Below are 13,930 nucleotides of genomic sequence, written 5' to 3'. Positions count from 1 at the left end.
TCGTACGGGGACATCGCCGGTGCTCAGCCGGAACACAGGCTTCCCTCAGCGGACCGGTTCAGGATCGGGACATGTCTGGCACCCCCGGGTCCCTGCGCACCCGGCTCCTCCTCCGCATCGGCGCCGCCCTGGTCGCCGTCTGCGCCGCGATGGCGCTAGCCGCCGTCCTCGCCCAGCGAGCCCTGCTGCTGGACCATCTCGACGGCCGGGTCATGGACGCCGCCGAACACGGCCTGGCCGGTGCCTCGGCCCGGCCGGGCGACGACCGGGACCTCACGTTCCTCGACGGGAACGCCCACCCCGACGGACTCCTCGCGGCCCGTCTCGACACGCACGGCGTGGTCACCGCCGCGGCGGTCACCGGCCCGGACAGCACGCCCCGGCCCCTCACCGCCGGCCAGCGCGCCGCCCTGCGCGGCATCGCCCCCGACGGCACGCCCCACACCCGGACCGTCCCCGGCCTCGGCACCTACCGGGTCACGGGGCTGGACGCGAGCGGGGTCCGGATCCTCGCCGGGCTCCCCATGGACGACGTACGGGACATGCTGAACCGCCTGGTCGTGGTCGAGGCGGTCGTCGGGGCCGCCGGACTCACCGTCGCGGGCTGCGTCTGTGCCGTGGCCGTACGGCGTCAGCTGCGGCCCCTCGGCCGGGTCGCCGCCACCGCCGCCGATCTCGCCCGGGCACCGCTCGGCCACGTCCCGCTCACCGGCCTGCCCCGGGTGGCCGAGGCGGACACCGACCCCGGCAGCGAGGCCGGGCAGGTCGGCGCCGCGCTCAACCGCATGATCGACCAGGTCGAGAGCGACCGTGCGGCCCGCCGCCGCGGCGAGGAACGCATGCGCCGCTTCCTCGCCGACGCCGGCCATGAACTCCGCACCCCGCTCGCGTCGATCGCCGGATACGCCGAGCTTATGAACCGCGGCACCGCACCGGTCGAGCCGATGCTGGCCTGGCGCCGGGTCTCCGCCGAGTCGGCGCGCATGACCGGCATCGTCGAGGACCTCCTGCTGCTGGCCCGGCTCGACGAGGGCCGCCCCCTGCGGTCCGCCGAGGCGGACCTGGTGGCCCTGGTCGCCGAGGCCGTCCGCAAGGCACGGGCGGCGGACCCGGACCGCACCTGGCGACTGGCGCTGCGTCTCGACGCGCCGGCACTGGTCCTCGGCGACGAGATGGGGCTGGCCAGAGCCGTGACGAACCTCCTCGCCAACGCCCGTGCGCACACCCCGCCCGGCACCACGGTCGTGGCCGCGGTGGAGGCCACCGCCGAGCGCCGCGTCATCCGCGTCCGGGACGACGGCCCCGGCATCCCGCCGCACCTCCTCGCCTCGGTCTTCGACCGCTTCACCCGCGCCGACGCCTCCCGCTCGCGCCGCGGCCCGGGCGACTCCGGGTCCGGCCTCGGCCTGGCCGTCGTCGAGGCGATCGCGTCGGCACACGGCGGACACGCCGCGGTGCGCAGCGCGCCGGGGTACACCGAGTTCACCATGGAGTTGCCGCCTGCGCCGGAGGCGGAGCCGTGTTCGCCGGTCGAGGTGTCGGAGCTTTCCGAGCGGCGCTGACGGATGGTGTGCTGTGTGTCGGGGGACGCTGAGTCACGGTGGGGTCGTCTCCCGCCCGGGAGGTGGAGGGGGAGCCGTGTTTGCCGGTCGAGGTGTCGGAGCTTTCCGAGCGGTGCTGACGGTGGTGTGCTGTGCGTCGGGGGACGCCGAGTTACGGTGGCGTTGCCTTCCGCCCGGGAGGTGGAGGCGGAACAGGCCTTGCCGGTCGTAGTGCCGGAGCTCTCCGAGCGGCGCTGACCGCCGGCTCACTCACCCCGGTACTTCGCCGCCGCGGCCTGGGCGAGGTCCTGTGCCTTGTCCAGTGCCGTGTCCACCGACTGCTGCCCGGCGATGGCCGAGGCGATCTGCTGGGAGACCGCCGTGCCGAGCACGGCGAACTCGGGAATGCCCAGGAAGCCGATGCCGGTGTACGGGCGGGGGTCGACGCCGGGGTTCTTCGGGTCGGCGGAATCCGTCGCCGCCGTGTACTCCTGCCGGTACCAGGCGCCGGCCGCCTGCTGGTACTCGGGATTGGAGTAGAGCGACTTGCGGTTCCCGGCGGGTGCCGAGGTCCAGCCCATCTCCTGGCCGACCTGCTCCTGGTACTCCTTGGAGGAGGCCCAGGAGATGAACTTCCAGGCGGCGTCCTTGTCGTCGGAGGCCTTCTGGACGCCCCATGCCCAGGTCCACAGCCAGCCGGCCTTGTCGGTCCTGTCGTGCGGGGCCGGGACGTAGCCCACCTTGCCCTTGACCGAGGAGCCGTCGGCCTCGATCGACGAGGCCAGCGACGTGGCGTCGTACATCATGGCGCACTTGCCCTCGACGAAGCGGTCCAGGATCTCCAGCACGCCCATCCGGTCGGCGCCGGGCTGGCCGTGGGAGCGGAGCAGGTCGACGTAGAACCCGACGGCCTTCTTGAACTCGGGCGAGTTCAGGCGGGCGTTCCAGTCCATGTCGTACCAGGCGCCGCCGAAGGTGTTGACGACCGTGTTGATCGGGGCGAGGTTCTGGCCCCAGCCGGGCAGTCCGCGCAGACAGATGCCGCTGGCGCCGTCGGTGCCGTCGACCCGGGCGGCGAGGCCGGCGACCTGCTCCCAGGTCGGGTTCGGCGGCATGACCAGACCGTCCTTGCGGAAGAGGTCCTTGCGGTACATCAGGAAGGAGCCCTCGCCGTAGAAGGGCTCGGCGTAGACCCTGCCGTCCCGCCCGGTCAGCGACTCCACCAGGTTGGGGAAGACGTCGTCCTGGTCGAAGTCCTCGTCCGCCTTCACATAGGAGTCCAGCGGGGCGAGCCAGCCGTTGTTCGCGTAGATCGGCACCTCGTAGGCGCTGAGGCTCGCCACGTCGTAGTTGCCGGCCTGCGTCGCGAACTCGCGGTTCATCCGCTCCCGCGCCTCGTTCTCCGGCAGCAGGGTGTAGTCGACCGTGAGGCCGGTCTCCTCGGTGAAGTGCTCCTTGGTGAGCTTCTTGAGGGTCTGCACCTGGGGTGCGTCCATCGCGAGCACCTTGAGGTCGGCCTGCTCGCCGCCGGGCTGGTCCGTGTCACCGCATCCGGCGAGAACGAGGCCCATGACGGCCGTGGCCGCCATGGCCGTCTGGACGAAGCGGCTGCGTTTCATGACAATCCCGCGCCTACCCACCTTTGCCATTTATTAGGCATATCGAGATAAAAGGGATAGCTATGGACGACCCCGGCGGGCCTCCCCGCGTCTGGAGAGCGCGTCGGCCGCCACGGCGGCCAGCAGCACCCCGCCGGTGATCATGAACTGCACCGCGTCCTCGACCCCCAGCAGCCCCATGCCCGAGGCGATCGACTGGATGACCAGCACCCCGAGCAGCACCGACCAGGGCGAGCCGCGCCCGCCGAACAGACTCGTACCGCCGATGACGGCCGCCGCGATGGCGTTGATCAGCAGCATCCCCGAACCGGCGGCACGAGCCGTCGTGGGGCTCGCCGAGGTCAGCTCCGAGGCCACGAACAGCCCGCCGAACGCGGCCAGCGTCCCCGACACCATGAACATCGCGACCCGCACCCGGTCCACCCCGATGCCCGCCCGCCGCGCCGCCTCGACCCCGCCACCGAGCGCGTACACCCGCCGCCCGTAGCGGGTGCGGCGCAGCACGTAGTCCGAGACGACCAGGACCACCAGGAAGATCAGCAGCGCGAGCGGCAGACCCTGGAACCGGTTGAGGGTGTAGGCCGCGGCGAAGGTGATCCCCGCGAGAAGTCCGGTGCGCAGCCAGATGTCACCCGCCGGCCGGTGCGGCATCCCGGCGGCCAGATGGCGGGCGCGCTTGCGGCGGGCTGCCAGGAAGTACCCGGCCGTGCCGAGCGCCGCGACCGTGTAGGCCGCCGCGTCGTCCTCGAAGTGGCGGCTGGTCAGGGAGGCGACCAGTCCCTCCTCGTCGATGTTGATCGTGCCGCTCGCGCCCAGCAGGTAGAGCGTCAGGCCGTTCCAGATCAGCAGGCCCGCCAGCGTCACGACGAACGCGGGCACGCCGAGCGAGGCGAAGAAGAACCCGTGGAAGGCGCCCACGGCCATGCCCACCGCCACCGCCACGATCACCGCGAGCCACTCCGGCATCCCCTGGTTCACGTTCAGCACGGCGAACGAGGCTCCCGCCAGGCCGCTGACGGACCCGACCGACAGATCGATCTCCCGGATCAGCAGCACGAACACGATGCCGACGGCGACCAGACCGGTCCCGACGATGCCCACGCCGAGGTTGGACAGATTGCGCGGCGAGAGGAACTTGTCGTCGAGACCCTGGAAGACGCACCAGATCACGATCAGCCCGGCGATGACCAGCAGCGGCCCGCGCTCGCCGTCGCGCACACTGCCGCGCACCTCCAGGGCGTACTCGCGCAGATTGCCGGACCAGCCCCGGACGCGCGGTCCACGGTCGGGCGCGACCGGTCCGGCGCTGCCCGGCCCGCCGTCCCGGTGCGGCCCGCCCCGGCTCACGGCCACGCCCCCTCGTCGCCCTTCGAACGATGCGCCACGGCGTTGTCCGCGGCCCCGGTCACGGAGGAGATGATCTGCTCCTGTGTCACGGTGCTCACGTCGAACAGACCGTTGTTGCGCCCGAGCCGCAGCACGGCGACCCGGTCCGCGACGGCCTTGATGTCGCCCATGTTGTGACTGATCAGGATGATCGCCATCCCGCGGTCGCGCACCTCCTCGATGAGGTCGAGCAGATGGCTCGTCTGCTCCACGCCCAGGGCGGCGGTGGGCTCGTCGAGGAGCAGGACCTTGGGTGCTCCCATGAGCGAGCGGGAGATCGCGACGGCCTGCCGCTGACCGGCGGACAGCGCCGCGACCGGCACCCGCACATCGGGGATCCGGATCGACAGGGCGCGCATCAGATCACGGGAGCGGCGCTCCATCTCCACCTCGTCGAGGACACCGACCCGGTCGATCTCACGGCCGAGGAAGAGATTGCCTACGACGTCCAGGTTGTCGCACATGGCGAGGTCCTGGTAGACGGTCGCGATGCCCAGGGCGTGGGCGTCGTGCGGGCGTTTGATCTGCACGAGCCGCCCCTCCCACTCGATGACGCCCCGGTCGGCGGGGCTGACGCCCGAGATCACCTTGATCAGCGTGGACTTGCCGGCGCCGTTGTCGCCCGCCAGGGCCACGACCTCACCGGCCCGGACCTGCAGATCGACGTCGACGAGCGCCTGCACGCCGCCGAACCGCTTGGAGATGCCGCGCAACGCCAGAACAGGGGGATGGGCCACGGGGAATCACGTCCCTCACCGGGTGAGCCCGATCCGGTCACAGGCCGGCCGGAGCTTCGGGGTGCAGATCTGGTCGATCGTGTAGACGCCGTCCCGGACGAGCGTCTGCCCGATGGTCTCGGCCGTCACGGCGATCGGGTTGAGCAGCACCGCCGGGACGTCCTGTTCGGTCGGGCTGTCCACGGTCCGTGTGACGAGGGCGTCCAGGTCGTTGCCGCGCGCCAGGGCCACGGCCATCGCGGCGGCCGCCTCGGTCTCCTGCCGGAAGGGCTTGTAGACGGTCATGTACTGCTCGCCCTCGACGATGCGCCGCACGGCGTCGAGATCGGCGTCCTGGCCGGTGACCGGGGGCAGCGGCGAGACACGGGCGCTCTTGAGCGCCGCGATGACACCGGCGGCGATCGAGTCGTTGGCTGCCAGCACCCCGTCGATCTGGTTCGGGCCGAGGTCGCTGATCGCGGCGGACATGTGTTCGTGCGCGTTCTCCGTGCGCCACCCCAGGGTGCTGTACGACTTGAGGATCCGCACCTTTCCCTGGAGGACGGACCGGGACCCGCCCTCGTACCAGGCGGCGTTGGGGCTGGAGGGATCGCCGTTCATCATGACGATGCCGCCGCCGTCGGCCCTGGCTCCCATGCCCTTCAGCAGGCCTTCGCCCTGGAGCCGGCCGACCTGGTCGCCGTTGAAACTGACGAAACCCGAGATCGGGCCCTCGGCGAGCCGGTCGTAGGCGACCACGGGGATGCCCTCGCGGTCCGCCGCCCGGACCGAGGAACGCAGCGCCTTGGGATCCACGACGTCCAGGATCAGGGCCGAGACACCCCCGGTGATCATGGAGTTCATCTGCTGCCGCTGGCTCGCCGCGTCGTTCTCGGCGTTGGCGTACACCACCGTGCACTCGGGGCACAGCTCCTTCACCCGCTTCTCGATCAGGGGCTTGTCGGACTGCTCCCAGCGGGGCACCGCGCGGCTCGGCAGCAGCAGGCCGAGGGTCAGGCTGTCGTCGCCCTGCTCGCCGCTGTCGGTACAGCCGGCCAGGGACGCGGCCAGAACACCGGCCATCAGCGCGACAAACACACGCCAGCTGCGCCCGCTCACGGCGGACCTCCTTCATCGGGCGGCGTGGGGCCCTGGCCGGGGGTTCGATCGGGGGCCGGGCTCGGGGTCGGGTCCGGGGTCTGGTCGCGGTGGCTGTTCCGGCCGGTCTCGCGGTCGGGGGGTGGGCTCGGGGCGGGGGTGGAATCCGTAGTCTGGTTCCCGCTCCGGCCACGGTCTCGTCGGCCCGGGCTCGGGGCCGGGGGCTCGGCCGTGTTCCGGCCCCCTTCTCGTCGGCCGGGGGGCGTCGGGTCCGGGGTCTGGTTCCTGTCCCTGTTCCGGCTGCGGATCCGGCGGCCCAGGGGTGGGTCCGCAGATCCGTCCCCGGCCTTGTTCCGGTCGCGGTTGCGGCCCATGCCCCAGCCGCGGTCGCGGACCAGGCTCCAGCCGCGGTCCCAGGTCCGGCCCGGCTCCGGCACCCGCTCCGGCTCGACCTGCGGCGGTTCCGCTCCCAGCTCGGGTTCCGGTTCCTGTTCCGGATCCGGCCGGGACACGACGATCTCGCTCCACACCTGCTTGCCGCCGCCGACCGGCACCGAACCCCAGGCCGTCGACATCGCCTCCACCAGGAAGAGCCCACGGCCGCCCGTCGACTCCCAGTCCACCACCACCGGCTTGGCGGGCGCGCGCGGCGAGGAGTCGCTCACGGTCACCCGCAGCCGGTCCGCGGCCAGGGTCAGATCCACCCGGACCGCGCCCTGGGTGTGCACCAGCGCGTTGGTGACCAGCTCCGACACCACCAGCAGGACGGTGTCCGCCTCGGCCACGACGTCCCACGAGCGCAGCGTGCGCGCGCTGAACCGGCGGGCGTGCATGACCGCGTCCGGCAGCCGCCACACCACCCAGCCCGCCCGCACCGGCCGGACCCGCATCCCGTCGTAGCGCAGCAGCAGCAACGCCACGTCGTCCTCGCGGCGGCCGGCGTCGCCCAGCAGATCGTCGGCCATCCGTCCCGGGTCGGCGGGGTCGGCCGCGGCGAGTGCCTCGCGCACGAGCCGCATGCCCTCGTCCACCTGCAGATCGGCCGACTCGACCAGGCCGTCCGTCACCAGCGTGAGCACCGAGCCGGGGGCCAGGGCCATTGCCGTCAGCGGGAACTCCGCGTCCGCGAGGACGCCCAGCGGGAGCCCGCCCTCCACCGCGATCTCCTCGGTGCCGCCGTCCGGATGCCGCACCAGCGGGGACAGATGCCCGGCCCGCACGAACAGCGCGTTGCCCTCCTCCATGTCCAGTTCGACATAGCAGCAGGTGGCGAACAGATCGGTCTCCATGCCGACGAGCAGCCGGTTGGCGTGTCCGACGACCACGTCCGGAGGATGGCCCTCCACGGCGTAGGCCCGGACCGCCGTACGCATCTGGCCCATGATCGTCGCGGCCCCGGCGCTGTGCCCCTGCACATCACCGATGACCAGGGCCACCTTCCCCTCCGACAGCGCGATCACGTCGTACCAGTCGCCGCCCACCTGAAGCCCGCGCCGGGCGGGCAGATAGCGGGCCACGGCGGTGCCCCCGGGCAGCCGGGGCAGCCGGCGAGGCAACAGGCTGCGCTGGAGCATCGTCGCGAGTTCCTGCTCGGCGTCGTAGGCGTGCGCGCGTTTCAGCGCCTGGCCCACCAGCCCCGCGGTCGCCGTCAGCAGGGCCCGCTCCTCGGGGGCGAACTCGTGCGGTGCGTCCCAGCCGACCAGGCACACCCCGGTCACCCTGCTCTTGGCCGGCAGCGGCAGGACCGCGAGCCCGCCGGGGCCGATCCCGTCCAGCCCGGGTTCCAGTACGGCACCCGCCGGCCACAGGCTCATCCGCCCGTCCCGCAGCGCCGCCTGGAGCGTGGGCAGGGCGGCGACCGGCGCGTCGGGCCACTCCGAGCGCCACTCGGCACGCCACAGCTCCGGCCAGGCGCCCGCACCCGGCGGATCGAGCACGGTGACCGCCAGCCGGTCCTCCAGCAGCTCGGCGAGCGCCACCCGGTCGGCGTCCAGCGGCTCGCGCAGCGCTGCGACCACCACGCGGCTGACGTCCCGGACCGTCACGGCGTCGTCGAGCGCGGCCGTCAGCCACTGGATCCGGGCGACGTCACTGGCGCTCCGGCGCAGCACGGGTGCCGCGGTCACCACGCCGAGCACCCGCTCCGGAGCGCCCTCGGGTCCTTTCCGCACGCGGCAGTTCAGGCGCAGCCAGCACAGTTCGCCGGTGGGCCGGCGGATCCGGAACTCCAGCTCCCGGCGGCCGGGGGTCTGCGCGGACGGTTCGATCACCGACATCAGGGCGGGGACGTCCTCCGGGACGCTGCACGAGAGCAGGGTGTCGGTCTTGCCGTCGAAGCCGTTCTCGGGGATGCCGACGAGTTCGAGCAGGGCCTGGTCCGTCTCGACCAGGCCGGTGCCCGGCGCCAGGGCGAAGGATCCGACGCCCATGGCGCGCAGCGCCGAATCCAGCAGGGGGGAGGGGGCGCACCGGTCGGCCTCGCCCCGGAGCCGCCCGGCGACCGCCTCGGCGTACCGCTCCAGGAACTCCCGCTGCTCGGCCCCGAAGCCCTCCCCGGCCTCTCCCACCACGACAAGACACCCCAGCCATCCACCCGCGGCCCCCAGCGGCAACGCCCCGAGCGGCGCGGCGACGGCCCCGCCCTCCTCCCGACCGGCGAACACCACACCCCCGATCCACAAGGCCCGCCCGGTCCGAAACGCCTTGGCGACGACCCCCGCTCCGTCTGCGGCACCGGGCGGGACTGCGAGGGAGGGCAGGGGAGGGGGCGAGTCGGAGGGTTTTGGGGTGGCTGAGCGTGATTCCGGCCTGGGCGGGGCGCTGCTTTGCTCTGGTCCGGGCGGTCCGAGCGGCCCCGATGCCCCGGGCGGTCCGGGCGGTCCGGGCGGTCCGGGCGGTCCGGGTGGCCCCGATGCCCCGGGCGGGGTGCGGAGCTGCTCCGGCCTGGGCGCCCCCTCCGCGACCGGCACACGCCCCGGCAGCCCGTACCGCTCAGGCTCGGCGCCGGCCGATTCCACCGAGCGGAGTTCCGTACCGTCCTCGCTCCGTACGTACACCGCCGCCAGCGCCACCCCCGCGAACGCCAGGACCCGTTCCCGCGCGGCGAGCTCCGGCGCGGGACGAGGCGGACCGGTGCTCCCGTTCCCCGGCGCCCGAAGACCGGGGACCGCGGCCCGGGCATCGCCGTAATGGGGCATGTCCGCATCCACCTCCCGTCCATGCCGCAGCCACCGGCAGGTGGGAGTCCCCGGAACTCAGGCGACGACGACACGGCGGATCCACGCCGCGACTGAGCGGCAGGGCACCCACACAACAGAATCGCACACCTGGATAACAGCGACATATGGGGCAGTCGGTCCGACCCGGTCGGCACACCCCGCGATTTCCGGCCACTCGCACCCCTCCGTGTCACCGCCCGGCTACGGTTGCCCCGCATGACCCACACCGAGATCGAGATCACGCCGGAACTGATTCGGGAGCTGCTGCGCGACCAGCACCCCGACCTGGCCGATCGCCCTCTGCGACTCGGCGCGCGCGGCTGGGACAACCAGCTCTGGCGCCTCGGTGGCGACCTCGCCGTGCGGCTGCCCTGGGCGACGAACTCCGCGGACGTGCTGCTGCGCAAGGAGCACACCTGGCTCCCCGTGCTCGCCCCGCGTCTGCCTCTGGAGGTTCCGGTCCCGCAGCGCCTCGGTGAGCCCTCCGACCGCTTTCCGTACGCCTGGATCGTCACCACCTGGGTGCAGGGCGTCCCGGCCGACCGCGCCCCCGCCACCCGCGCCGCGGAATCGGCCGAGGCCCTGGCCGCCTTCCTGACGGCTCTGCACCGCCCCGCCCCCGAGGACGCGCCCGTGGGCCGGGGCCGCGGCGGGCCGTTGTCCGAATACGCCGAAGGGCTGGCCCACCAACTCGAAACGGCCACGGAGCTCGGCCTGCTCCCGGACCCGGAGCCGGTCCGCGCCATCCTGGAGGACGCCCTCGCCGCGCCCCACTGGACGGACCCGTCGGTCTGGCTCCACGCCGACCTGCACGCGGCCAACGTCCTTACCGCCGACGGCACCTTCTGCGGTGTGATCGACTTCGGCGACCTCTGCGCCGGCGACCCCGCCTGCGATCTCGCCGCCGCCTGGACCCTGCTGCCGGACGGCGCCGCCGACCGCTTCTACGACCTCTACCGCCCGGCCGCGGACCCCGCGACCCGGCGCCGCGCCCGGGGCTGGGCCGTCGCGCGCGCCCTCGCCTGCATCGCCATCGGACACGCCGGAGACCACGGCCGCCCCGGCGGCAAGTCGACGTGGGGCCCACCGGCCCGGGCCGCCCTGCACCGCCTCCTGGCCACGGCCGACCACACGTGACCCGGGCGGGTGCCGTCACCCGGCAACAGACGCGGCAACGGGCCCGGCGACCGGGGCGCACCGGTCACCGGGCCCGCCCGGAGTGACGGTTCAGCCCACCCGGCAGGGCAGGCTCGTCGTACTGTCACCGCCCGGAGCGGTGGCGGTGTAGCCGAAGGTCGTGCTTCTGCCCGGGGCGAGGGAGCCGTTCCAGCCGGCGTTGTGGACCATCACCGACTGGCCGTTGTAGGTCGCGTTGCCGCTCCACAAGCTCTCGATCCTGTGGCCGGCGGGGAGGTTCCAGTCGACCATCCAGCCGAGCATCGGGACGGTGCCGGTGTTGGTGACGGTCACCTCGGACTGGTAGCCGCCGTTCCAGCTGCCGGTCGTCTTGCGGGTGGCCGTGCAGGTGCCGGGCACCGGCTCGGACGGGTTGCCCGGCTCCTTGATCCCGGTCACCTCGCCGTTGCCGCCGTCGAAGACGACGTCGGAGCAGGAGTAGAAGGTCTCCTGGCTGTCGGAGCGCTGCCAGACCATGTAGATGATGTGGCGGCCGTCCTTGTTGGCCGGGAGCTTGCCCGTCCAGGAGTAGTTGGCCTCGACCGTGCCCGGGGAGCCGTTCAGCGGCGGGTGGTCGACGCTCAGGAACGGCCGTTCCTCCATGTCGTTCCAGGTGAGGGTCTTGGCCGGGTCGAAGCCGTCCTTGGTGATGTAGACGTAGAACCAACCCGGGTGCGCCGCCCAGGCGTTGTACGAGAAGTCGACCGTCGCCCCCGAGGTGAGATGGGTGAGCGGCCAGTCCTTGCTGGGGGTGTTGAACCCGGTGAAGTTGGTGTTGCCGCCGCTGCACAGCTCGCCGTCCGGCACGAAGCCCCGGGTGCGGCCGGCGCCGTCCGAGCGGAGCACCGAGAACCAGTTGTAGAACGGCGTGGTGCCGCTGACCTGCTGGGCATTCCGGCAGGCCGGGTTGACCGGCTTGATCTCACCGGTGTCGGTCAGACCGTCCTGCCAGCACAGGAAGGTACGGCTGCCGGGCTTCATGGGCGTGCCGTGGGCCTCCGCCTCACTCCCGGACGTCATGACCAGCCCGAGGGCCGGGACCGTGACGAGCAGAGAGAGCAGGACGAGAAAGAGGGACCTGGTCCGGGTGGGGAGCGTTAATCGGCGTATCGGGAGCCTTCCCGGCTCTTTTGTCAGGATCATGACAGCATCATCCGTTCCTTGGGATACGGGCCTGCGGATGCGTGTGTGGGGATGCGGGTGCGGATGGGCGGGGTGGGGGCGACTTCAGGGCGGGTTCCGGTCCACCGTTATGGGAGCGCTCCCACCCCGCTTGTTGCGGAAGTTAGCGCCGAGGGACGCGGTTGTAAACGGTTGTCGCACCCGGACTGCCGGTCAGGGGCCTTCTGGTGCCCGCGCCCTGTTGCGAAAGGGGAGTTGGTTGCCGGACTGAACGGGCCCCGCGGCAGGTGCCGTGCCGGGTCAGGCCCTGGGGGCCCGCTGCCGCTGAGGGCCGTCAGCTGCGATCGGGAGACTGCGCAGTGTCAGCGCGCTCGGCGGAGGCAGCGGCTCGCCGGCCGTGTCGGCGCGGAACGACTGGAGCAGGTAGGCCATCAGGCGCCGGGACGCCGCACCGTCATCCGGTAGGGCGGTCACCAGACCGCAGTGTGCCAACAGGACCACGGCGAGGTCGGAAGGGTGAAAGTCGGCCCGCAGAGCGCCCGACGCCTGAGCCCTGCGTACCAGGGTGGCGAAGTCCCGCTCGGCTCGTTGCCGGGACCGCGCGTGTTCCGACGTGCTTTCCGGGAAGGCCGCGACGAACGCGGCGGGGAACCCGCGCTCCTCCCGTTGCAGAGCGCAGACCGTCTCGATCAGCTGCTGGAATCCCTGCCACGGGTCAGGGGCGGCCAAAGCCTCGGTGAGCGCCCGCATGCAGGTGTCCATCTGCTGCGCGAACGCGCCCCGCACCAGGGCGTCCCGGGTCGGGAAATGCCGGTACAGCGTCGCCACACCGACTCCGGCCCGACGCGCCACGGTCGCCATCGGGGCGTCGATCCCGTGCTCCGCGAAGACCGCGCGGGCGGCGGCGAGGACGCGCTCCCGGTTGCGCCGGGCGTCGGCCCGCAGCCCGTCCTGGGCTGCGATCCGAGACGATTCCACCATCACTGCCTCTCGCTTCGGCCCAAACGGACGATTGCGTCCACTTAGGAGCCTACCGTCGGCCTCAGTCCCTGTACGACCACCGGCGGCAAAGGCGGAACGATGAACGACCGCATGATGAAGGCAGTGCTCTACGACCGCTACGGCGGCCCCGATGTGCTGTACCTGGGCCGCGTGCCACGCCCTGAGCCGGCCGCCGGCGAGGTGCTGGTGAAGGTGCACGCGTTCAGCGTCAACGGCGGGGAACTGGCAGCCCGTGCCGGCCGCGTCCGCCTCGTGACCGGCCGGAGATTCCCCCAGCGGGTCGGCTTGGACTTCACCGGCGAGGTCGCCGCACTGGGTGCCGGAGTCACACGGTTCGCGGCCGGCGACCGCGTATGGGGAGTCTTGGGCCGCACCTCCGGGTTCGGCAGCGCCGCCGAGTACGTGACCGTGCCTGCCGAGCGGATCGGCCGGGTCCCCGACGGACTGGATCTGGTGGACGCCGCCGCGCTGCCGGTGGCCATCACGGCCGTCACCGCCCTGCGGGACAAGGCCGGGCTGCGCCCCGGCGAACGACTCCTCGTCCGGGGCGCGGCGGGCGGCGTCGGCAACGCCGCCGTCCAGCTGGGACGGGCGTACGGCGCCGAGGTCACGGCCCTCGCCCGGTCAGCCAACCTCGGCTTCGTCCGCGGGCTCGGCGCGCACAAGGCCGTCGACCACCGGATCGTGCGGCCGGGGGAACTGGGCCGCTTCGACGTGGTCCTGGACACCGCGGGGACCGAACTGCCGGCCTTCCGCGGCCTGCTGAATCCCGGCGGGCGCATGGTCACCATCGCCTTCGACCTGAAACGGCCCGTTGCGTCGCTCGGCTACCTCGCTGCCAGCACAATCCACGGACACGGCCGGGTGCGCTTCTTCAGCGGCAACCCCACGCGGGCGCACTTCGACGACCTCGCCCGCCATGTGGCCGAGGGGAAGCTGACTCCCGCGGTGGACACGGTCTTCCCCCTGGAGGAGACCGCGGCGGCCCACCGGGCGCTGGAGGCGGGCGGCGTCCGGGGCAAGTACGTGGTCAGGGTCGTGTAGGCCTGTTC

Annotated in this window: 9 protein-coding genes and 1 pseudogene; 3 read left to right on the top strand and 7 right to left on the bottom strand. The window is 72.6% G+C overall.

Annotated elements, in window-relative coordinates; translation table 11 throughout:
- Positions 1 to 71 precede the first annotated feature (71 nt).
- Positions 72 to 1,562, top strand: coding sequence for a sensor histidine kinase (locus ACWIF2_RS01955; RefSeq protein WP_454358063.1), 1,491 nt, complete (start codon positions 72 to 74; stop codon positions 1,560 to 1,562).
- Positions 1,563 to 1,807: 245 nt separating this feature from the next.
- On the opposite strand, the gene ACWIF2_RS01950 is transcribed toward ACWIF2_RS01955, so the two are convergent.
- From ACWIF2_RS01950 to ACWIF2_RS01930, 5 genes and pseudogenes are all read right to left on the bottom strand, one after another.
- Entirely contained in the window at positions 1,808 to 3,160 is a 1,353-nt protein-coding gene (locus ACWIF2_RS01950; RefSeq protein ID WP_454358062.1) for an ABC transporter substrate-binding protein, read from the bottom strand.
- Between the two features lie 60 nt (positions 3,161 to 3,220).
- A complete protein-coding gene (locus tag ACWIF2_RS01945) occupies positions 3,221 to 4,513 on the bottom strand; it encodes a sugar ABC transporter permease (protein ID WP_454358061.1) in 1,293 nt (430 codons plus the stop codon).
- Positions 4,504 to 5,283 carry an ATP-binding cassette domain-containing protein gene (locus tag ACWIF2_RS01940; protein WP_382498164.1) on the bottom strand — a complete coding sequence of 260 codons (780 nt, stop codon included), beginning with the start codon at positions 5,281 to 5,283 and terminating at the stop codon, positions 4,504 to 4,506. Before ACWIF2_RS01940 ends, ACWIF2_RS01945 begins: the two co-directional genes overlap by 10 nt.
- A gap of 15 nt (positions 5,284 to 5,298) precedes the next feature.
- A complete protein-coding gene (locus tag ACWIF2_RS01935; RefSeq protein WP_454358060.1) occupies positions 5,299 to 6,381 on the bottom strand; it encodes a sugar ABC transporter substrate-binding protein in 1,083 nt (360 codons plus the stop codon).
- Between the two features lie 473 nt (positions 6,382 to 6,854).
- Positions 6,855 to 9,083 (bottom strand): annotated as a pseudogene (locus tag ACWIF2_RS01930) (SpoIIE family protein phosphatase); the annotation flags it as partial.
- A gap of 711 nt (positions 9,084 to 9,794) precedes the next feature.
- Here ACWIF2_RS01930 and ACWIF2_RS01925 point away from each other — a divergent pair.
- Complete coding sequence (locus ACWIF2_RS01925) at positions 9,795 to 10,715, top strand: aminoglycoside phosphotransferase family protein (RefSeq protein WP_454358059.1); 921 nt, start codon at positions 9,795 to 9,797, stop codon at positions 10,713 to 10,715.
- Between the two features lie 90 nt (positions 10,716 to 10,805).
- On the opposite strand, the gene ACWIF2_RS01920 is transcribed toward ACWIF2_RS01925, so the two are convergent.
- Complete coding sequence (locus tag ACWIF2_RS01920) at positions 10,806 to 11,897, bottom strand: lytic polysaccharide monooxygenase auxiliary activity family 9 protein (RefSeq protein ID WP_454358058.1); 1,092 nt, start codon at positions 11,895 to 11,897, stop codon at positions 10,806 to 10,808.
- A gap of 279 nt (positions 11,898 to 12,176) precedes the next feature.
- Positions 12,177 to 12,857 (bottom strand): TetR/AcrR family transcriptional regulator, encoded by a 681-nt coding sequence (locus ACWIF2_RS01915; protein WP_454358057.1) that lies wholly within the window; start codon positions 12,855 to 12,857, stop codon positions 12,177 to 12,179.
- Between the two features lie 99 nt (positions 12,858 to 12,956).
- Here ACWIF2_RS01915 and ACWIF2_RS01910 point away from each other — a divergent pair, with 99 nt between their 5' ends.
- Positions 12,957 to 13,922 carry an NAD(P)-dependent alcohol dehydrogenase gene (locus ACWIF2_RS01910; RefSeq protein ID WP_454358056.1) on the top strand — a complete coding sequence of 322 codons (966 nt, stop codon included), beginning with the start codon at positions 12,957 to 12,959 and terminating at the stop codon, positions 13,920 to 13,922.
- The last annotated feature ends 8 nt before the right edge of the window (positions 13,923 to 13,930 follow it).

The sequence above is a fragment of the Streptomyces sp. NPDC055506 genome, assembly GCF_053643595.1.
The sequence above is the reverse complement of the archived record's forward strand: the minus strand, read 5'-3'. Positions and strand labels throughout refer to the sequence as shown.

What these genes read in the sequence shown, in the direction of transcription:
- ACWIF2_RS01915 (WP_454358057.1), bottom strand. Translation starts at nt 12,857, where the DNA reads ATGGTGGAATCGTCTCGGATCGCAGCCCAGGACGGGCTGCGGGCCGAC.
- ACWIF2_RS01920 (WP_454358058.1), bottom strand. Translation starts at nt 11,897, where the DNA reads ATGATCCTGACAAAAGAGCCGGGAAGGCTCCCGATACGCCGATTAACG.
- ACWIF2_RS01955 (WP_454358063.1), top strand. Translation starts at nt 72, where the DNA reads ATGTCTGGCACCCCCGGGTCCCTGCGCACCCGGCTCCTCCTCCGCATC.
- ACWIF2_RS01950 (WP_454358062.1), bottom strand. Translation starts at nt 3,160, where the DNA reads ATGAAACGCAGCCGCTTCGTCCAGACGGCCATGGCGGCCACGGCCGTC.
- ACWIF2_RS01925 (WP_454358059.1), top strand. Translation starts at nt 9,795, where the DNA reads ATGACCCACACCGAGATCGAGATCACGCCGGAACTGATTCGGGAGCTG.
- ACWIF2_RS01910 (WP_454358056.1), top strand. Translation starts at nt 12,957, where the DNA reads ATGAACGACCGCATGATGAAGGCAGTGCTCTACGACCGCTACGGCGGC.